The organism is Amycolatopsis sp. Poz14, from assembly GCF_006704225.1.
Lineage (GTDB): Bacteria > Actinomycetota > Actinomycetes > Mycobacteriales > Pseudonocardiaceae > Amycolatopsis > Amycolatopsis nivea.
In genome coordinates this window covers 9,161,421-9,180,214 of sequence record NZ_JACLHD010000001.1, presented here as the reverse complement: position 1 = coordinate 9,180,214, position 18,794 = coordinate 9,161,421, and the positions used below count along the sequence as shown (strand labels likewise).

Sequence of the window (18,794 nt, the reverse complement as noted above, 5' to 3'; positions counted from 1 at the left end):
CGGACGCTGGAGCGTACACGCAAAGCTATTCTTCGGTGTCGTTCAACGGGTTTCCGCCGCTGCGGTCGTACTTCATCGGCGGGGAGCCCGGCGGGGTCGGGGAATTCGCTGGACGACATGTGCTGGCTGAGTTTTCCGGAGTGTCCGCGGAGCTGCTCGACGATCCGGCGTTTCTGTGCGAGAGCTTGGAACGAGTGCTGGACAAGGCCGGCGCGACGGTGTGCGAGCTGACGTACAAGCAGTTCGAACCGCACGGGGTGACGGCGATGGCGTTGCTGTCGGAGTCCCACGCTTCGATCCACACGTATCCGGAGCGCGGGTCGGCGTTCGTGGATGTGTTCACGTGCGGGCACAAGGCGGATCCGGAGCAGGCGGTTCAGTTGTTGCGGGACTTGCTCGGCGCGAGCGTTTCGCGGGTCACCACTATCCACAGAGGACAGGAAGACAGTTGAACATCGAGGAACCAGTCGGCGCGGGACTGACCCGGACGTGGCACGTCTCGGACGTGCTGGTCGACACGCGAACTGCCTATCAGCACCTGGTGATCGGCAAGACAGCGCAGGGGATTTCGCTGTTCTGCGACGACGAGCGGCAGAGCACCGAGTTCAGTCAGCTGGTATATCACGAGGCGCTGCTGGTTCCGGCGTTGCTGCTGGCGTCCACTGTGGACCGGGTCTTGGTGGTCGGGTCCAGCGAAGGCGTGGTATGCCAGATCGCGGCCGAGGCGGGGGCTTCGGTCGATCACGTGGACATCGACGCCGAGGCGGTTCGGCTGTGCGCGGAGCATCTTCCGTACGGGTACACGTCGGCTGAGCTGGCTCGGGCGGAGCGTGGCGAGGGGCCGGTTCGGGTGCATTACGTTGATGGGTGGGAGTACGTCCACACCTGTGCGGAGAAGTACGACGTGGTGCTGGTCGATCTGCCGGATGAGCAGGATGGCACCGATGCTCAGCACAATCGGTTGTACGGCAAAGAATTTCTGGAACGATGCCGCTCGTTGCTGACGCCTGGCGGGGTGGTGGCGTATCAGGGCGGGTGCCCGACGTTGTGGCGGAACTCCACCTTGGTGAAATGCTGGCGCCGGTTCGAGGAGGTCTTCCCGACGCCGGTTTACTTCGGGTCACCGGAGCACGAATGGGCGTTTTTCTTCGGGACGGACGTGGAAGCGCCGCTGGAGACCATGGTGGCGCTGTTGGAGACGCTGCCGTACCGGCCGGTGTCGGTCGACGCGCTGACGTTGCGCGGGGCGACGGTTCCGCCGATCAGCCTTCGCCGGTGACGGATGTGTGGACGTTCGCGCTGATCACTCCGGACGGAGTGGTCAGTGACGCGTTCGATTCCATTGTGGATCTGGTGCAGCGCAATGGCTTCGTCGTGGTGACGGGTCGGGTGCTTCAGCTGGATCTGCCGACGATGATGCGGGTGTACCGGGCGTCGGAAGCGGTTGATCTGGAGAACGACCCGTTCGCGCGGCTTTACGGCTCGGGAGCGGCGTGTTTGCTCCTGCTGCATCGTGCCGACGGGGACGCTTGCGCGACGTTGACGCGCTGCAAGGGCGCGACCCGGCCGGACGCCGCGGAGCCGGGGACAGTGCGGCACCTCGGGGAGAACGTCATCCTCAATCTCCTGCACTGCCCGGACGATCCAGCCAGTGCGCTGCGCGAACTGTCCATTTTGGTCGGTCCGGAGACTGCTGAGCGGTACCGTGCCGAGGCGGTTCCCGGCGTGCTGCGCGGGGCGGCGGCGGTGCGCGCCAGTCTTCCCGCGACCCACGGCTGGGAGGCGATTTCCTACCCCGCGGCGGTCAATCGCATCCGGCGGCGGATCGCGCAGCAGTTCGCGCCTGCTGACGAGGACCTCCAAGCCGCCCTGGAAGACGAGCATCACCGGATCGCTGAGTGCCGGACCAGCGGTGAACGTCGGCGGGCAGCGGAGCGGGCGAATCCGTCGATCCAGCGGCGGCTCACCACTCTCGGCCTCGGAGAACTAGCCGGAGTGCCGCCGGAACAGGCTGTGCTTGCTGAGCACCGCATCTTCGTTTCGCAGCTCGAGAGGCTGGTCATCGACACGCACGACACGTGATCAATGCCCGGAGAACCACCCCGGCAGATCCAGCCTTGCCGACTCCGGCGAAGCGACCTTCCGCAGATCCTCCTCCATCGACCGCAGCCGCCCGGCTCCCAAGGTCTCAGCCCACTCAGCCCGCAGCTGGTCGAAGATCTGTGCGGACTTGGTCAGGCAGTCGAGACCGTGGTCGGTCAGGCGCACCAGCATGCGGCGGCCGTCCTCGGGGTCGCGTTCTCGGTGGACGTATCCGAGCCGCTCCAGGGTGTCGATTGTCTTGCCCGCGGCCTGCTTGGTGACCCCGAGCGTGCGGCCCAGTTCCACGGCGGTGGTCCCGGACGGGCCGATTGCCTGGAAGACGAAGCCGTGCATCGGGCGCAGGCCGGGGTGGCCCTGCTTCGCCAGCTCGGCGTGCAGGTCGTCGATCAGGCTGCGGAAGGCGAACAGCAGGCGCAGCGGCAGCTCGTATCCGGGTGGATCGCTTGACATAGGTAGACAACCTCGTTGACTATATGGACAACCTGATTGTCTATCTTAACGGGGAGAGCAGCATGACAGTGATCCGGGACAGCCGTCGGACCGAGACGCCCAACGCGGTGATGACGACGTTGGCTTCGCCGACGCAGGGCGGCAGTCAGCAGGCGGTCTGGAGAGTCGAGATGGCGCCCGGCGCGGTCGGGCCGGTGCACGCGTTCGACACCGAGCAGGTGTGGACGATCCTCGGCGGCGCGGCGGAGATCACCGTGGGCGGTGTCGTTGAGGCGGTGCAGGAGGGGGAGACGGTGGTGCTGCCCGCGGACGCGGAGCGGCAGGTGCGGGCGGACGCGCGGAGCGGCATGGTGGCGATCGCGTGTGCGCCGGGGAGCACGCGGGTGTATCGGACGGGTGTGGTGCCGGCCTGTGCGACGGCGGACGGGGACAAGATTCTTCCGGGCTGGGTCGCCTGAGCTGTGGCGGGCGTCACGGAATGTTCGGCGATCTTGGGCGCTACAACGGATATGTCTGCTCCCACTACGCCAGAAGAGTCCGCCGCGGTCGTTCCCGTTCTGGACGACTTCGATTTCCCGCTCGTCGACGGCGCCGCCTGCCGGATCGACGACCCGGACTGCGAAGCCTGCCAGTAACACCGCACGCACGGAGGAATCCGCTGCGTGACAAGTGGTAACAACACGAGTGACCGGTCGGTGACGGCTCGGGAAACACGGTAACTGCCGGCCCTTCCGGCAGTTACCGTCATTCTCGTGCCGTTGACATTGATCAAAGGTCAGTTCCGGGTCGTCGGGGCCTCCCCGGACGGGGATTCGGTCCGGTTCTATCCCGACCGCGCCGACGCGTTTTCCGCCGCCAACCTCAAAGTGCGGACCAATTCCCGCGGCGGGGTGCAGTTGCGCCTCGACGGGATCGACGCGCTCGAAACGCATTACCGCCCGAGGGTCGCCGGGGCCGAGTTGTGGCGTCAGCCCAAGGAACTGGCGGACGCCGCCGGGGCGGAACTGTTGCGGTACCTCGGTTTCACGAAGATCGAGCGCGACGAAGGCGGCCGCGTTTCCACCAGTACGCCGGGGGAGACGAGCGGGCACATCCTGACCCGGTTCGCCGACAAGTACGGCCGTGCGGTCGCGTTCGCGTTTCCCGGGCAGCGCGCGGGGCGTTCCACGGACGGCGGGAGCGTGCACCTCGACCCGAAAGCGCTGAAGGCGTCGGCGAATTTCCGTCTTCTCGAAACCGGGCTGGCGTATCCGACGTTCTACTCCAAGCTTTACCCGGACCTCCGGCAGACGATGGCCGACGCGGCGGTCGCGGCGCGCACTGCGGGCAAAGGCGTGTGGGAGCACGACGTCACCACCAAGGGATTCAAGCTGAGCAGCCGCGCCCAATTGCGTGACGACGTGGTGCTTTTGCCGAAACTGTTCCGCCGTTTGGCCGATTACCTGAGTCTCGACGAAACCGGCGGTGTCTCGCTCGCCGGGTTCGCGGATTACATCGACACCCGCAACGACCGGCTTTTCACCATCCCGGACGGGCACGCGACGGAACTCCACACGCTCCTGTCCGTCCGGCGGCAGACGCTGAAGCTCACGACTCCGCCGGAGCAGATCGTGTTCGAAGAGGCCTGACCGGCTGCCGTAGCACGGTCTTCAGCTTCTCGGGTGCGGTGCGGCGCGGGTCGCTCAGGTAGACCTCGTGGTGGTCGCCGTTGAAGGTCAGCTCGTGCGCGGGCAGGTATTCGTCGTGGAGCCGGTGCAGCGTGGGCGTTTCGTCGTCGTACGAGCCGAGGTGCAGGATCTGGACGCTCGTGCCTTCGGTCAGCGTGCGTAGCCGAACGCCGGCGAGCGCGGGGTTGTCCTTCTTCTTCGCGACGCTTTCGGCGGCTTCCCGGACCATCTCCTCGGTGACCCAGTCCGGCTGATTGATCATCATCGTCCAGTCCCACTTCGCTTTTTCCCGAGTGAGGAAGACGGTGGGGTCGTCGGCGCGCCACAGCCCTTCGAGCGGTCCGACGACGAAGTCCCGGCCGAGGGTTTTCTTGCTGGCGAACTTCACCGAATACGCGATTCCGTACAGCGCTTCGACGGCGTTCGTGTACTCCGGCGCGGTGTTCGGGTCGCCGTGGCCGTCGACGGCGAGGTACTGCAGCGCGGGGACGTCGACGACGGTGAAGTCCTTCGACGACGGCGCGTATAGCGCGCGGTGGGCCTTCTTGACGTCGTACTTCTCCATCGCGGTCTCCTTGGCGAGGACGCTTTCGGTCCAGGTGAGGTCGGCCGTGAGCATCGCTTCGCTGTAGTCGAAGATCGCCGCCGCGGCGTCCGGCAGGGGTTCTTGACGGGCGCGTGTCGCTCGGACTTCGGCGAGTTGCTCGCGCACCGCGGCGAGCCGAGTGGTCAGTCCGGAATGCACCTCCGCGTCCGGCAGGCCCGGGCTGTTGGCCATCGCGATGAGGACGCGCGCGTGGACCGGCGTCAGGATGGTGAGCGCTTCGCGGGTGGCGTCCGCGCAGAGTTCGACCCCGGACGGCGTGGCTTGGAAGGTCGCGCGCGATTTCCCGGAGCGCGGGCCGCCGGTTGCTTCGATCAGGCCGCGTTTGGCCAGCTTGTCGAGGACGTAATAGATCGAGGAGAAGCCGAGCGCGGTCCAGGCGCGGATGCCGCGGTCCTCGATCACCCGCTCCAGTTCGTAGCCGTGCCGGGGTTGTTCGACGAGCAGGCCGAGGATGGTCAGTTCGGCGTCGGTGAGGGCGGGCACGCCAGCTATTCTAGTACTAGAATAGCTGTGCCTCCAGGACCGCGACCTCCGGTGCCGGGTCGAAGCCGTGTCCGAGCAGCCAATGGACCACCCGGAGGCTGCGCAGCGACCACCACGCGCGGAGTACGTCGAGGTCGATGTCCGTGCCGTAACCGGCGACGACGTCGGCGAGGTGTTCCTGGTGGGCGAGGGTCAGGGCGGCGAGGTCGAAGAGCGCGTCGCCCTGGGCGGCTTCGGACCAGTCGAGGACGCCGGTGACCTCGTCGCCCACGACGAAGATGTGGGCGACCTGCAGATCGCCGTGGGTGAACACCGGGGTCCACGGCCGCAGCGCCGCCTTGGCGATCTGGTGGTTGCGGGTGACCAGGTCGGCGGGGAGGGCGTCGTTCGCGATCAGCCACGCGCATTCGCGGTCGAGCTCCGCGGCGAGTTCGTCGGGGTCCCAGCCGGGCGACGGCGGCAGCGGCGCCTCATGCAGTTTCCGGGCGGCGGCTCCCGCGGCGGCCCAGGCCTCGGGCGACGCGGTCGACGGTGTGCCAGGGCGGCCCAGTTCGCGGCCGGGCAGGGCGGCGAGCGCTAGCACGGGCGGCTTCCGCCACAGGATCTCCGGCGTCGGGACCGAGGCCAGCGCCATCGCCGCGACCTCGGCGTCGGCGCGCGCCTGATCGGTGTCGACCTTCAGGAACACGTCGCCGACGCGCAGGGTCGCGCGTTCGTGGTGGGCGACGATGACTTCGACTTCCTCCATGGCCGCGATTGTCACGAAGACGATCACTCGCGTCGCCCCATTTTCCGGCGCGCCGCGGCGAGTACCCCCAGCACTCGCCCCTCCCGCGGAGGCTGTCCGCCCGGCCCCACCGCCGCCGGCCCGGAGGCCAGGCGACCAGGTCCCCACCTCGGGGGCCGGACGTGGTTCCCACCCTGCCCGGCGCCGTCCCCAAGCTGTCCCCGGTCTGTCCTTTCGATCTTCGCGGTGCCGGTGACCTGCGCGGGTATGCTCGTAACCCGGAGCGGAGGAGGGAAGTCGCGGAATGGATTTTCGCGTGCTCGGAGCGCTGGAAATCCAGGACGGGACCGACCGGCTGACGTTGCCCGGCGCGCGCCATCGCCGCGTGCTGGCCTGTTTGCTGCTCTCGCCCAACTCGGTCGTCCCGCTGCCGAAGCTGATCGAGGCGACGTGGGACGGCGAGCCGCCCGCGACCGCCACGAAGCAGATCCAGAACTGTGTGTCCGTGCTCCGCGAGCGGCTCGGCGATCCCAAGCAGAAGCTCATCGTCACCGACGGCTCGGGCTACCGGATCACGGTCGACAATCTGCAAGTCGACTGGCTTCGGTTCACCGACGCCGTTGCCGCCGCCCGGCAGTCGGCGGAGGGCGGAGCACTGGCGGACGGGGTCGAGAAGATCCGGTCGGCGCTGCGGTTGTGGCGCGGTCCGGTGCTGGACGGGTTGGACGCCGCGGCGCTCGCCGGGCGGGCGGCGCGGCTGGAGGAGCAGCGGCTCAACGCGGTGGAGCTGTGCATCGACTGGCAGCTGAAGCTCGGCCAGCACCGCGAGGTCGTGGACGAGCTGGGGGAGATCGTCGAGGAACATCCGCTGCGGGAACGGCCGTACGCGCAGCTGATGCTCGCCTTGGACCGCAGCGGGCGGCAGGCGGACGCGCTCGCGGTGTTCCAGCGATTGCGGACGCAGCTCGCTGAGGAACTCGGGGTCGATCCCGGTGCCGAGGTGCGCCGGTTGCACGAGCAGATCCTGCGCGGGGAGACCGAAGAGCCGGTTGTCGTGGAGCCGGTGCAGCCGGAACAGCCCTCGAGCCAGCTCGATCGGGCGGCCGAGGAACTCGCGGCGGCGATCGTCCGGCAGTGGACCGCGGAGACCGAGATCCGCTCGCTGCACCGTCCGGAGCCGGTGCCGCTGACCTGGACGAGCACCGAGCGTCCGGTGGCCGCGGCCGCGTCGGCGGTGCTCGGCCGGCCCGGCGACCCGGAGCGGCTGACGTTCAGCGGCGATCTCACCGATGTCGTCGCGAAGTTCCGGCAGGTCCCGGCGCGGCAGCTGGTCGTGCTCGGCGAGCCGGGGGCGGGGAAGTCGGTGCTGGCCATTCTGCTCACGCTGGGGCTGCTGGCCGACCCGCCGCCGGGCGAGCCGGTGCCCGTGCTGCTGCCGCTGTCGTCGTGGAATCCGCGCGAGGAACACCTGCACGGCTGGCTCGCCCGACGGCTGGTCGAGGAGTATCCGGGCCTGGCCAATACCGGCGCGTACGGCAAGGGCGCGGCGCTGCGGCTGGTGCTCGAAGGCCGGGTCATCCCGGTGCTCGACGGTCTCGACGAGCTGGCTCCCGGACTGCACACCGCCGCGATCGACGCGCTGGACCAGGCCGTTTCCGGCGGTCGTCCGCTCGTGGTGACCTGCCGCAGCACCGAGTACGAATCCGCGGTGGAGCAGTCCGGGACCTTTCTGTCGCGCGCGGCGGTGGTGGAGATCGAACCGGTCGAGACCGAGGACGCGATCGACTTCCTCACCGCCCGGCAGCGCTTCGGCGAAACCCGCTGGGACCCGGTGGTCCGGCAGTTGCGGCAGCATCCGGAAAGCCCGCTGGCGCAGGCCCTTCGCACGCCGCTGATGGTCGATCTGGCCAGGACGGCGTACGCGCATCCGTCGACCGATCCCGGCGAACTCTGCGACACGACGCGCTTTCCCGACCGCGCGGCGATCGAGGGACATCTGCTGGACGAGTACCTGCCCGTGGTCTACACCTCGCGACCGGCCCCGCCCGCCCGGCTCGACCGGCCGACCCGTCCGCGCGATTACCCGGCGGAGCAGGCGCAGCGGTGGCTGAGCTTCTTCGCCCGGCAGCTGGAACGCGACCAAAGCCGCGATCTCGCGTGGTGGCAGCTGGATCGTGCGGTGCCGAGGCTGGTGCTGGGACTGTGCCTCGGGCTGCCGCCGGCGTTGCTGTTCGCGCTGACCGGCTGGATCGCCGCAGGGCCGGTGATCGGGGCGATCTACGGGCTGTCGTTCGCGGTGGCAGGTTGTGTAACGCATACAGTCGGCAGCCGACCGGGCCCGTTGCGGGTGGAGGCGCGGTTCCGCGGTACTGCTGGCCGGTTCCTGCGCCGGTTCGCGGTCGGGGTGCTGATCGGGGTGTGCCTCGGGTTGGCCTGGTCGCTGTCGATCGGGGTGATCGCCCTGCTCGCGCTTGTGTTCGGGCTGGCGATCGGAGTGCACGTCTGGCTGGATACGCCGCTGGAGGCGAGCCGCGTGTCGAGTCCGGCGAGCGTCCTGCGCAACGACCGCGCCGCGACGTTGTCGTTCACCTTGTCCTTCATCGTCTCGCTGGGCCTGTTCTACGGGATGGCGTTCGCCTTCACGAAGGAAACGCGGTTCCTCGGCGTCTTCAACGACCGTTACGACCTGGCGCTGGCCTTCGCCGGCGGGCTGGCGTCGGCGTTGCTGGGCCGGTTTTTGGTGCGGAGTCCGGGAAGTCTCGCCTACGGCATCGCTGGCGTGATCATCGGCGGCCAGGTCTTTTCGCGGGCTTCGAGCACGGCACAGGCGGTGGCGGCGGGACTGATGTTCGGGTTGGCCGTGGGGCTGAGCGTGTGGATCTCCCGGGCTTGGGGCGCGTACACGTTCAGCCGGTTGTGGCTGGCCTCGCGGAAGCGGATCCCGGTGGATCTGATGGGTTTCCTCGACGACGCGCATCGCCGCGGTGTGCTGCGTCAGGTCGGCGAGGTCTACCAGTTCCGGCACGCGCGGTTGCAGGAACGGCTCGCGGCGGATCCGGGCTAGCGCTGCAATCGCGGGTCTTGCGATGGGTCCGCGTACATCGGCGGGCAGCCCTGGTCGATGGCTTCGGGCCGCAGTTCGTAGTGCCACGGTTCGTTGCGGTAGATCTGGCACAGTCCATACGCGGCACCGTGTTTCGAGAGCCACGACGTCGCTTCGGCGGGACCGAGGTCGATCGCGTTCCCCAGGACGTGCGCGGACCGGTCAGCGGTGGCTACCCAGCGAGCGGCTTCCTGTTCCGAGCCGTACTTCGCGATCGCATTGTGCCGAAGCTGATTCTGATACGCCGGGGAACGCCAGCCGCTGTTGACGCGGAATTCGACGCCGTCGTTCGCGGCGTCCTTCGCCGCTCGACGCAGCGCATCCAGGAAAACCGGGTCGAGATTGGCCACGGCCGGAATCTCGGCGAACACCGTGGTGCCGGGCGGGACGGCTCCGTCGGCCTCGCTCAATGCGCCACGACGGCGAAGCACCTGGCGGACGGTTCGCCGGAAAACGGCGAGAGCCGGGCGTCGTGCTGATTCGCTGCGGGTCATGGCATTCAGCCAAGGCGAACCGGTGTTGCCAGCACGTACGCGGTTTCGGATATGCCAGCGATACGTGTCTGCTCGTAGCATCGACGGCATGCGTGTGCTGATCGTCGAGGACGAGCCCTACCTGGCTGAGGCCATCCGGGACGGGTTGCGCCTGGAGGCGATCGCGGCCGACCTCGCCGGGGACGGCGACACCGCGCTGGAAATGCTGAGCGTCAACGCGTATGACATGGCTGTGCTCGACCGGGACATCCCCGGGCCTTCGGGCGACGAGATCGCGAAGCGCGTCGTCGCGTCCGGCAGCGGCATGCCGATCCTCATGCTCACCGCCGCCGACCGGCTCGACGACAAGGTCTCCGGCTTCGAACTCGGCGCCGACGATTACCTCACCAAACCGTTCGAGATGCGGGAACTCGTGCTCCGGCTGCGCGCGCTCGATCGCAGGCGCGCGCACAACCGGCCGCCGGTGCGGGAAATCGCGGGACTGAAGCTGGACCCGTTCCGCCGCGAGGTTTACCGCGACGGCCGGTACGTCGCGCTGACCCGGAAGCAGTTCGCCGTCCTGGAGGTGCTCGTCGCGGCCGAGGGCGGGGTGGTCAGCGCCGAAGAACTCCTCGAACGGGCTTGGGACGAGAATGCGGACCCGTTCACCAACGCCGTGCGCATCACGGTTTCGGCGCTGCGCAAACGGCTCGGCGAACCGTGGCTGGTCGCGACCGTCCCCGGGGTCGGCTACCGGATCGACGACGGATCGGACCGCGCGTGATCCGCGAGCCCGGGATGAGCGTCCGGCTCAAACTGACCCTCAGCTACGCCGGATTCCTCATGCTGGCCGGGACGCTGCTGCTCGGCGCGGTGGGTTTCTTCCTGCTGGACTACCAGGACCGGGCGCTGGAGGTCATGCCGGTGGTGATGGCCCCGTCCGGCCGCGACCTGATCAAGGATTTCGCGCCCGACGCCGCCGTCGTGATGCTGCTCCTGCTGCTGTTCGGCCTGCTGGGCGGCTGGATTCTCGCCGGGCGCATGCTCGCCCCGCTGAACCGGATCACCGCCGCGACCCGGCAGGCTTCGACCGGGTCGCTCGCGCACCGGATCGAACTGGAAGGCCGCGACGACGAGTTCCGCGAACTCGCCGACAGCTTCGACGCCATGCTCGCGCGCCTCGACGCGCACGTCGCCGAACAGCGGAGATTCGCCGCCAATGCCTCCCACGAACTGCGCACGCCGCTGGCGATCACACAGAGCCTCCTCGAAGTCGCCCGCGACGACCCGGAGCGCGATATCGGCGAACTGCACGAGCGTCTCCGCGTCGTGAACGCGCGGGCGATCGAACTCACCGAAGCGTTGCTGCTGCTCAGCCGTGCGGATCAGCGGTCGTTCACCCGGGAGCCCGTCGACCTGTCGCTTCTGGCGGAAGAAGCCGCGGAGACGTTGCTCCCGCTCGCCGAGAAACACGGGGTGACCATTGAGACCTCCGGCGATGTCACTGCCGTGAACGGGTCTCGGGCGCTTTTGCTGCAGCTGACGACGAATCTGCTGCACAACGCCATCGTCCACAACCTGCCGGAAGGCGGGACGGTGCAGCTCCGCACGACTGCGTCCGCGACGTCGAGCACGCTCATCGTGGAAAACACCGGGGAGGAAGTCAGTCCGGAGCGGATCTGGACGTTTACTGAGCCGTTCCAGCGCGGCACCGAGCGGATCCGTCGTGATCATGCTGGGGTCGGGCTGGGGCTGGCGATCGTGAAGAGCATCGCGCAGGCGCATGACGGGACGCTTTCTCTCGCGCCGGGCGTTGCGGGCGGGCTTCGGGTGACGGTGCGGCTACCCGGCGGGTCGATGTTGTTGGGCGATCGACAGGACGTGTCGCGCTAGGGCGGTGTCGGCGTCGGGTGCTCCGGTCGCGGAGGCGCGGGCGGACATCGCCGCGAGACGTGCTGGGTCGATGAGGATCGGGACGAGGGCGGATTCGATCCACGCTGGGGTCAGGTTGGCGTCGTTGACGAGCAGTGCGCCGCCTGCCGCGACGACTGGTCCGGCGTTCAGCCGTTGCTCGCCGCCGCGGTCGGGCAGCGGGACGAACGCGGCGGGGAGTCCGACGGCGGCCAGTTCGGCACAGGTCATCGCGCCGGAACGGCAGATCGCGAAGTCGGCGGCGGCGTAGGCGTACTGCATTTCGTCGACAAACGGCAGGACGACATACGACGGGTCGTCCGCTTCGACGGTGTGCTGCGGGCCGGTGATGTGCAGGACTTGCACCCCGGCTTTCCGTAATGCGGCAGCTGCGCGGGAGGCGGCGGCGTTGATCGTGGTGGCGCCTTGCGAACCGCCGGTGACCAGCAGGACCGGGTCATCGGTGTTGAGGCCGAACTTGCGGCGAGCTGCTTCGCGGGTCGCGGGACGGTCGAGTCCGGTGATCGCTGGGCGCAGCGGGATCCCGATCGCGGTGCCGTTTTTCAGCCGGACGTCCGGGGAAGCGGTGTACACGTGGGGCGTCAGCCTGGCCGCCATGCGGTTGGCTGCTCCCGGGCGGATGTTCGCTTCGTGGACGACGATCGGCAGCCCGCGCCGGCGGGCGGCGAGGTAGGCCGGGGCAGCGACGTAGCCGCCGAAGCCCACCACGACGTCGGCTTGGACCTGATCGAGGACTGCGCCGGCGGCCCGGATCGAAGCGCGCAGCCGGGACGGCGTGTGCAGCAGCGCCCGGGTTGCCTTGCGCGGCAGCGGGACCGGCGGGATGAGTTCCAGCGAGTACCCGCGCGCCGGGATCAGCGTCGTGTCCAGGCCGCGGACGGTGCCGAGCGCGGTGATCTCTGCGGCGGGGGCCAATCTCCGCAGTGCGTCGGCGAAGTTCATCGCGGGTTCGATGTGCCCGGCCGAATGGCCTCCGGCGACGACCACGCGTGGTGCTTTGATGTCCATCTAGGCAACGAGAAAATCGAAGTACGTGTCCGGATAAGGTTCGTCCTTCAGCGTGTAGTGCCACCACTCGGATTCGTACGCGGCGAAACCGCAGTCCTCCATGAGGGAACGGAGGTGCTGCCGGTTCGCTGTCTCGGTCGCGGTGAGGCCGGGTGCGCCGTGGTGTGAGACCGCGTCCATCAGGTCGAAGCCGCCGCCCATCGCGACGAGCTCGCCGGTGTCCAGGTGGTACAGCGTCAAATCCGTTGTGCTGCCTCGGGTGTGTCCGGATTTGGTTGCCACGTAACCGTTTTCGAACATCTCCGCGCGGTTGAGGTTCGGGTAGTGCTGGCGCTTTGTCCGGCCGTCCTCTGGCTGTTTCGCCCAGCGCAGGAAACAGTCCACGGCGCGCTGCGGCCGGTAGCCGTCCCAGATCAGCAGGCCGAAACCCAGCGTCGCGGCTTTGTCCTGCGCGCTTTGCAGTGCGCTGCACAAGGCGTGGGTGCCGACGATCCGGTTCGCCAGGTAGCCGTCGACCGGTTTGCCGGTGAAGTTGTCCCAGGTGGCGTACTTGGCGTCCCAGCGGATCCCGGGCACGGCCTCGTCGAGGAAGGCGAAACCGGGCTTCATCGGGGCGTCCCGGCCAACGCGAGCGACACCATCCGGTCGAGCATGTCGGCGAACGAAAGTCCGGCCGCTGCCATCATCCGCGGGTACCGGCTGTAGGAGGTCAAGCCCGGGAAGGTGTTGACCTCGTTGAGCATGGCGGTGCCGTCTTCGAGCAGGAACAGGTCGACGCGGGCGAGTCCCTGGCAGCCCAGGGCGCGGTAGATGGTCTGCGCGGTCGCCTGGACGCGGGCGCGCGACTCCGCCGGGATGTCCGCGGGGACGAGGATGGTCGAGTTCTCCGAGCCGCTTTCCGGGTTGTCCTCCTGGTGGATTTTGAAGAACCCGTGCGACAGCCGGATCTGGTCCGGTTCGCCGACGATCAGGTCCGCGCCGTTGCCCAGGACCGCGCACCCGACCTCGCTGCCCTCGACCGCTTCCTCGATCAGCAGCTTGGAATCGAACCGCGCCGCCTCCGCGAGCGCACCCGGCAGGTCTTCCTCGCGCGAGACCTTGGTGACGCCGAACGACGAACCGGACCGGGCCGGTTTCACGAAGACGGGGTAGGAGAACTTGCTGGCTTCGACGTCCTCGTCCGCGGTGCCGACCCAGAAGTTCGGTGTCGCGATGCCCGCGCTGTCGACGACCAGGTACGCGAGGGATTTGTCCATGCACAGCGCGGAACTCTGCACGTCACAGCCCGCGTAGGGGATTCCGGACAGTTCGAGGAGGCCCTGCATCGCGCCGTCCTCGCCGAGTTTGCCGTGCAGCACCGGCAACACGACGTCCAGCCGGACCGGTTCGTACTTGCCCTGCTCCTCGACGAGCAGCCCGTGGACGCCCCGATCCGGCGACAACATCGCCGGGCGACCGCTGTCTTCCCACGCCTCGCCGGGCCCATCGCAGAGCTGCCACGAGCCGTCCTTGGTGATCCCGACCCAGTACGGTTCGTATTTTTCCGGGTCGAGGTTCTTCGCGACCTCTCGCGCGGATTTGACCGAGACGGGGTGTTCCTCGGAGATTCCGCCGAAGATGACGCCGACCTTGAGCTTAGGCATGGTTTGTCCAGCTTTCGAAATTCAGGCAATTGAGGAGGCTGTTTTCCACCGCGTCGCGCAAGGCATGGTCGGTGTGGTACGCGGTGTGCGGGCTGATCAGGACGTTCGGGAGGTTTTGCAACCGCGCCAGATTCGTGTTCTCGAGGGGTTTGCGGCGGCAGTCGGCATAGAACATCCCTTCCTCCCCTTCGAGGACGTCCAATGCCGCGCCGCCGAGCCTGCCGTTTTCCAGCGCGGACAGGAGAGCGTCGGTGTCGATCAGCCCGCCGCGGCCCGTGTTGACGACGATCGCGCCAGGTTTCATCTGCTCGATCCGTTGGCAGTCAAGGAGATGCCGGGTTTCCGGGGTGAGCGGGGTGTGGAGGGTGACAATGTCGCTCTGCCGCAGCAAATCGTCGAGGGGAACGTAATCGGCTGACGTCCGGGGGTACAGGTCGTAGGCCAGCTTTTGCCCGCCGAAGCCCCACAGTCGATCGATGACCGCCGCGCCGATCCGACCGGTTCCGATGACGCCTACGGTGAGGTCGCGCAGTTCTTTTCCAGGGGTGTGGCTCAATCGGTAATCGTGCGCGTCGGTCCGGCGGATGAGGGACTTCGCGTTGCGGATCGCCATCAGCATCAACATGAGCGTGTAATCAGCGACACTGTCGGGCGAATACGCCACGTTTTCCACTGTGATGCCCATTTTCTCGGCATATTCGACGTCGAGATGGTTGCAGCCGATGCTCCGCGTCGAGAGATACTTGACGCCGACGTCGCTGAGCGCGCGCAAGGTGCCATTGGTGATGCGGGTTTTGTGACTGACGCTGACACACCGATTCCCGGCGGCGAGTTCGACAGTGGCTTCGGACAACGCCGCCGCGGTGACAGTCGGTGTCACCCCCAAGCGAGACACCGCCTCCTCGACCAGAGCGGCTTCGTCGGGCCCGCAGCCATAGATCGTGATCCCGGCCGCCGGAACCAGCGACCGAACCCGAAGCCCCGCAGCACGTGCCGGTTCGCGGTAGGTCATGGGTGCCAGTCAAGGCAGGAGGATGTTGCCAGCACGTATGCGGTTTCCGATACACGGACGATATGCGGATCGCGGGTCGCCGGGGGTGATGGTGGGAAAACCGGTGGAGCTCGCAGACCTCAGCGTGGTCGGATAGACGAGTGGGGGAGTGGGAGCAAAAGAACGCGGCACGCCGGGCGGCGGTCTTGGCCCTGCCGACCGTCCACGCCTGGCATCATGCGCGAATCGTGCCTCCGCACCCGGGAGACGTGCGGATCTCGGAGTCGATCGGGCCGCTCGGTGAGCTACTGGCGGTGTGGTCGGCCCCTGCCGACCGAGCGGTGAAGCTTCCGGAAGTACGCGCCTCGCGTCCGGTGCGGGTGACCGTGCATGTGCCGGAAATGGCTGTCGCCGCGCGGATTCCGGATTTTCGGCTGGCGCATCCGACGGTGCAGCCACTGCCGGACGGTCGCGTGCTCATGGTCGACGCGCGGTGCACCTGGCGGTCTGAAGGCCCGGACCGCAACGCGATCGTCTACGACTCCGACGGTGAAGCCGTGGCCGAGCAGACCTTCGGCGACGGCATCGATCACGTGCAAACCACCCGGAACGGCGAGATCTGGGTCGGCTACTTCGACGAAGGCGTCCTCGGTTCGCACGGCTGGGGTGACGACGGTGCCGCGCCTCCCGTTGGCCGGAGCGGGCTGGTCCGGTTCTCGGCCGAGTTGACTGAGCAATGGCGCTACCCCGATTCCGCGCGGGCGGCGTGGGGGCACATCTTGGATTGCTACGCCCTCAACGTCGATGGCGACACCGCATGGACGTGCTTCTACACCGAGTGGCCCGTCGTCCGGATCCACGACGGCGGCGTGACCGGGTGGCGCAACGAAATCCGCAGCGCCACCGCGTTGGCAGTGCGTGGTTCCCGGCTGGCCTTCTACGGCGGTTACGAGGCGTACCGGGATCGGCTGGTTGCCGGAGTGCTCGATGACGACCGGTTCCGGCTCACCGGCGAGTACCGGCTCGTGTTGCCGGATGGGGAGGAAGTACCGCGAGATGCCCGGGTTTTCGGGCGGGGCGCGGACTTGCACGTCGTGACCCGGGACGACTGGTACCGGCTCGGTCTCGAAGACCTGCCTGGATAAGAACCGCGCCGCAAGTTATGGCCGACGCCGGCCGTTCTGATAGTTGAGCGCGTAGCGGACGGCGTCGGCGCGCGAGTGGAAGCCGGCCTTGGCGAAAAGGTTGTTGATGTGGGTTTTCACGGTCGCCTCGCTGATGACCAAGGCGGCCGCGATTTCCGGATTGCGCAGGCCGTCGCCGATCAGGCCGAGGATTTCGCGTTCGCGTGCGGTCAGCGCCAGATCCGGTTCGGCGGGCGGGGCCGGTTTGGCGGCCAGGGCGAGCAACCGTCGCTGCACCTCGGGCGAGAGCACGGTCTGGCCCTGCGCCGCGGTGCGCACGGCGTGCAGGATCGTGGTGCGGTCCGCTTCTTTGGTCAGGTATCCGCTCGCGCCCGCCTGCAGTGCGGCCAGAATCGACTCGTCGTCGTCGAACGTCGTGAGCACGAGAACGGTGGTGTCCGGCTGGCTTTCGCGGATGCGCCCGGTCGCGCCGACCCCGTCGAGCACCGGCATGTTGAGGTCCATCAGCACGACGTCCGGACGGTGTTCCTGCGCCGCCTTGACCGCTTCCGCGCCGTTGGTCGCGGTCGCGACGACGTTGACGTCCTCGGCGAGGTCGAGCATGACCGCGAGCGCTTCGCGGACAGTCGCCTGGTCGTCGACGACAACGAGACTGATCGGGCGGTCGGTCATCGAGGCAGCTCCAGTTCCACGGTCCAGCCGTCGCCGGCCGGTCCTGCTTTCAGGGTGCCGCCGAGCAGGGCGGCCCGTTCGCGCATCCCGACGAGCCCGACCCCGGAACCGCCGGCCAGTTCGGCGCGGCGGGGTTCGGTCGCGGGCCCGTTGTGCACGGTCAGCCTGACATGATCGGCGGTGAAGGCGAGCCGGAGGCTGCGAGTCGCGCCCGGCGCGTACTTGGCCGCGTTGGTCATCGCCTCCTGCGCCGCCCGGACCATGGTGTGCGTGGTCTCCGGGCCGACCGAGCCGGCTTCGCCCTCGATCGCGTACTCGGCCGACGCGTGTTCGGCGAGCTGGCTCAACGTCTCAGGCAGCGGCAAGGTGTCTTCGCGCAGCGCGTGCACTGCGCGGCGGGTCTCGCTGATCGAGTCGACGGCGATGGCGCGTGCCTTGCGGACCGCGGCGGCTGCCTCGTCGTCGCGGCCGCTGCCGCGCAGTGCGTCGGCCAGGTCCAATTGCAGGGCGATCCCGGAGAGCGAATGACCGAGGACGTCGTGAATCTCGCGCGCGATCCGGCCGCGTTCGACGAGCGCTGCCTCGCGGGCTTCGGACTCGCGGGCGCGCTGGGCCGAGTCGGCGGCGAGCTGGGCGTTGCGGACGGCGTCGAGACGGTCGTGGTGCGAGATGCCGACCGCGACCGGCAGACCCACGGTCAGGGGCACCCACACCGGCCACACCGGGAAGCCCGGCAACAGCTCGCCGACCGTCCATGTCGCGGCGGCCGCGATGACCGATCCGGCGACCGCGATGGTCACCGCGGCCCGGCGGGACGCGAGCTTGACCCCGGAGGCGGACGCGGCGACGAACGGGAACATCGCCGCGAACGTTCCGTGCGCGAGCGGCAGGAGCAGCGCGCCGAACAGCATGTACGCGCCCATCACGGTGATCTGCCGGTTCTCCGCGACCCGCGCCCAGGGCAGCAGCGAGACGATCCCGGCGACCGAGCACAGCACGAACAGCGACAAGGCCAATGGCCGGTACGCGATGGTCGCGTCCGGCCATTGAACCGCGGTGCAGGCGATCGCGGTGAGGACGAGGGCTGGCTGGATCAGCTCGTCCCGGTACTGCCCGAGAAGGGACAGCGACCGCCGGTCCGTCGTGCTCATGGGACCAGGTTCCTCCTCGTCTGGCCGGCGTCGTGCGCGGACTGAGTGTTCCACTCGGCCGGGCGGCCGGTGAGGTTGCGCTGGATGTTGTCCAGCAGCGGCGAGGTCTGCCCGGGCGCGCCGTCGCTGCCCCGGGTCCACATGACCTGGTGCCCGGCGCGCAGTGCGCGGTAGAGCACGACCAGCCCCTCGGCGAGGATGCCGACGCCGATGGTGAGCAGCATGCTGTTCGAGACGCCGCCCGCGTCCTGCGGGGCGAACGCGTCGAGCGCGACGTTCACGCCGATCTTGACCACGATGTTCGCCACCCACAGCCCGACGGTGACCGGCGTGTAGCGGACGAAGGCGGTGCCGTCGCGCCGGGAAATCCGGACGCTGTACCCGCGCAGGACGCCGAGGACGACGCTGATCGCCGCGGTGCCGATCAGGAAGACCAGCGAGGCCGCGGTCTTCACGTCGCCGGACACCGTGCTGAGGCCGACGACGGACAGGATCGCGGGCAGGATCAGCATCTGCTTGGCCTGCGCGGGTTCGCCGATCATCCGCCGCACCATCAGGTAGCCGACCGCCGCCACGATCAGGACGATCTCCACGGGTCCGCTCATGGGTTGTTCCTGCCTTTCGATTTCGTTCCGATGC

At 68.3% G+C, this 18,794-nt stretch carries 21 protein-coding genes; 10 read left to right on the top strand and 11 right to left on the bottom strand.

Annotation, left to right across the window (positions count from 1 at the left end; translation table 11 throughout):
* The first annotated feature begins 74 nt into the window (after positions 1-74).
* Genes speD through FKO37_RS42540 form a run of 3 tightly spaced genes read left to right on the top strand, consistent with a single transcriptional unit; the run spans position 75 to position 2,082 of the window.
* Positions 75-452 carry an adenosylmethionine decarboxylase gene (speD, locus tag FKO37_RS42550; RefSeq protein ID WP_043839628.1) on the top strand — a complete coding sequence of 126 codons (378 nt, stop codon included), beginning with the start codon at positions 75-77 and terminating at the stop codon, positions 450-452.
* Positions 449-1,279 (top strand): spermidine synthase, encoded by an 831-nt coding sequence (locus FKO37_RS42545; protein WP_238608042.1) that lies wholly within the window; start codon positions 449-451, stop codon positions 1,277-1,279. The genes speD and FKO37_RS42545 overlap by 4 nt, the downstream gene beginning before the upstream one ends.
* Complete coding sequence (locus tag FKO37_RS42540) at positions 1,276-2,082, top strand: nucleoside-diphosphate kinase (RefSeq protein WP_238608041.1); 807 nt, start codon at positions 1,276-1,278, stop codon at positions 2,080-2,082. Before FKO37_RS42545 ends, FKO37_RS42540 begins: the two co-directional genes overlap by 4 nt.
* On the opposite strand, the gene FKO37_RS42535 is transcribed toward FKO37_RS42540, so the two are convergent.
* Positions 2,083-2,553: a MarR family winged helix-turn-helix transcriptional regulator gene (locus tag FKO37_RS42535; protein ID WP_238608040.1), complete on the bottom strand. Its 471-nt coding sequence runs from the start codon at positions 2,551-2,553 to the stop codon at positions 2,083-2,085.
* 62 nt (positions 2,554-2,615) lie between these two features.
* Between FKO37_RS42535 and FKO37_RS42530 the strand changes: the two genes are divergently transcribed.
* The 3 genes from FKO37_RS42530 to FKO37_RS42525 all read left to right on the top strand — a co-directional run bounded on the left by FKO37_RS42530 (position 2,616) and on the right by FKO37_RS42525 (position 4,181).
* Complete coding sequence (locus FKO37_RS42530; protein ID WP_238608039.1) at positions 2,616-3,011, top strand: cupin domain-containing protein; 396 nt, start codon at positions 2,616-2,618, stop codon at positions 3,009-3,011.
* Between the two features lie 51 nt (positions 3,012-3,062).
* Complete coding sequence (locus FKO37_RS47340) at positions 3,063-3,188, top strand: hypothetical protein (RefSeq protein WP_255409804.1); 126 nt, start codon at positions 3,063-3,065, stop codon at positions 3,186-3,188.
* Between the two features lie 117 nt (positions 3,189-3,305).
* Positions 3,306-4,181: a nuclease gene (locus FKO37_RS42525; protein WP_238608038.1), complete on the top strand. Its 876-nt coding sequence runs from the start codon at positions 3,306-3,308 to the stop codon at positions 4,179-4,181.
* Here the strand turns inward: FKO37_RS42525 and FKO37_RS47670 are convergent.
* Complete coding sequence (locus tag FKO37_RS47670) at positions 4,141-5,310, bottom strand: GyrI-like domain-containing protein (RefSeq protein ID WP_308196575.1); 1,170 nt, start codon at positions 5,308-5,310, stop codon at positions 4,141-4,143. The two genes, FKO37_RS42525 and FKO37_RS47670, sit on opposite strands and share 41 nt — an antisense overlap.
* 16 nt (positions 5,311-5,326) lie before the next feature.
* Positions 5,327-6,058 carry a phosphotransferase family protein gene (locus FKO37_RS42510; protein WP_238608037.1) on the bottom strand — a complete coding sequence of 244 codons (732 nt, stop codon included), beginning with the start codon at positions 6,056-6,058 and terminating at the stop codon, positions 5,327-5,329.
* A 283-nt stretch (positions 6,059-6,341) separates the two neighbouring features.
* On the opposite strand from FKO37_RS42510, the gene FKO37_RS42505 reads away from it, so the two are divergent.
* Entirely contained in the window at positions 6,342-9,101 is a 2,760-nt protein-coding gene (locus FKO37_RS42505) for a BTAD domain-containing putative transcriptional regulator (protein WP_238608036.1), read from the top strand.
* Here FKO37_RS42505 and FKO37_RS42500 read toward each other — a convergent pair.
* Positions 9,098-9,634, bottom strand: a complete 537-nt coding sequence (locus tag FKO37_RS42500) for a M15 family metallopeptidase (RefSeq protein WP_238608035.1) — start codon at positions 9,632-9,634, stop codon at positions 9,098-9,100. The two genes, FKO37_RS42505 and FKO37_RS42500, sit on opposite strands and share 4 nt — an antisense overlap.
* Positions 9,635-9,722: 88 nt before the next feature.
* Between FKO37_RS42500 and FKO37_RS42495 the strand changes: the two genes are divergently transcribed.
* On the top strand, positions 9,723-10,397 hold the full coding sequence (locus tag FKO37_RS42495; RefSeq protein ID WP_037812063.1) for a response regulator transcription factor: 675 nt from the start codon (positions 9,723-9,725) through the stop codon (positions 10,395-10,397).
* Positions 10,398-10,411: 14 nt separating this feature from the next.
* On the top strand, positions 10,412-11,506 hold the full coding sequence (locus tag FKO37_RS42490) for a cell wall metabolism sensor histidine kinase WalK (RefSeq protein ID WP_240016076.1): 1,095 nt from the start codon (positions 10,412-10,414) through the stop codon (positions 11,504-11,506).
* Here the strand turns inward: FKO37_RS42490 and FKO37_RS42485 are convergent.
* The 4 genes from FKO37_RS42485 to FKO37_RS42470 are packed head-to-tail and all read right to left on the bottom strand — an operon-like array spanning position 11,456 to position 15,208.
* A complete protein-coding gene (locus FKO37_RS42485; RefSeq protein WP_238608034.1) occupies positions 11,456-12,553 on the bottom strand; it encodes a glycosyltransferase in 1,098 nt (365 codons plus the stop codon). The two genes, FKO37_RS42490 and FKO37_RS42485, sit on opposite strands and share 51 nt — an antisense overlap.
* A complete protein-coding gene (vanX, locus tag FKO37_RS42480; RefSeq protein WP_037812060.1) occupies positions 12,554-13,162 on the bottom strand; it encodes a D-Ala-D-Ala dipeptidase VanX in 609 nt (202 codons plus the stop codon).
* Positions 13,159-14,196 carry a D-alanine--(R)-lactate ligase gene (gene vanA, locus FKO37_RS42475; protein ID WP_238608033.1) on the bottom strand — a complete coding sequence of 346 codons (1,038 nt, stop codon included), beginning with the start codon at positions 14,194-14,196 and terminating at the stop codon, positions 13,159-13,161. Before vanA ends, vanX begins: the two co-directional genes overlap by 4 nt.
* A complete protein-coding gene (locus tag FKO37_RS42470; RefSeq protein ID WP_238608032.1) occupies positions 14,189-15,208 on the bottom strand; it encodes a D-isomer specific 2-hydroxyacid dehydrogenase family protein in 1,020 nt (339 codons plus the stop codon). The genes vanA and FKO37_RS42470 overlap by 8 nt, the downstream gene beginning before the upstream one ends.
* A gap of 227 nt (positions 15,209-15,435) precedes the next feature.
* On the opposite strand from FKO37_RS42470, the gene FKO37_RS42465 reads away from it, so the two are divergent.
* Positions 15,436-16,332: a hypothetical protein gene (locus FKO37_RS42465; protein WP_238608031.1), complete on the top strand. Its 897-nt coding sequence runs from the start codon at positions 15,436-15,438 to the stop codon at positions 16,330-16,332.
* Positions 16,333-16,347: 15 nt separating this feature from the next.
* Here the strand turns inward: FKO37_RS42465 and FKO37_RS42460 are convergent, their stop codons facing one another.
* The 3 genes from FKO37_RS42460 to FKO37_RS42450 are packed head-to-tail and all read right to left on the bottom strand — an operon-like array spanning position 16,348 to position 18,760.
* Positions 16,348-17,004, bottom strand: coding sequence for a response regulator transcription factor (locus FKO37_RS42460; protein WP_238608030.1), 657 nt, complete (start codon positions 17,002-17,004; stop codon positions 16,348-16,350).
* A complete protein-coding gene (locus FKO37_RS42455) occupies positions 17,001-18,155 on the bottom strand; it encodes a sensor histidine kinase (protein WP_238608029.1) in 1,155 nt (384 codons plus the stop codon). Before FKO37_RS42455 ends, FKO37_RS42460 begins: the two co-directional genes overlap by 4 nt.
* Positions 18,152-18,760 carry a DUF1453 family protein gene (locus FKO37_RS42450; RefSeq protein ID WP_037812051.1) on the bottom strand — a complete coding sequence of 203 codons (609 nt, stop codon included), beginning with the start codon at positions 18,758-18,760 and terminating at the stop codon, positions 18,152-18,154. Before FKO37_RS42450 ends, FKO37_RS42455 begins: the two co-directional genes overlap by 4 nt.
* Positions 18,761-18,794 lie beyond the last annotated feature (34 nt).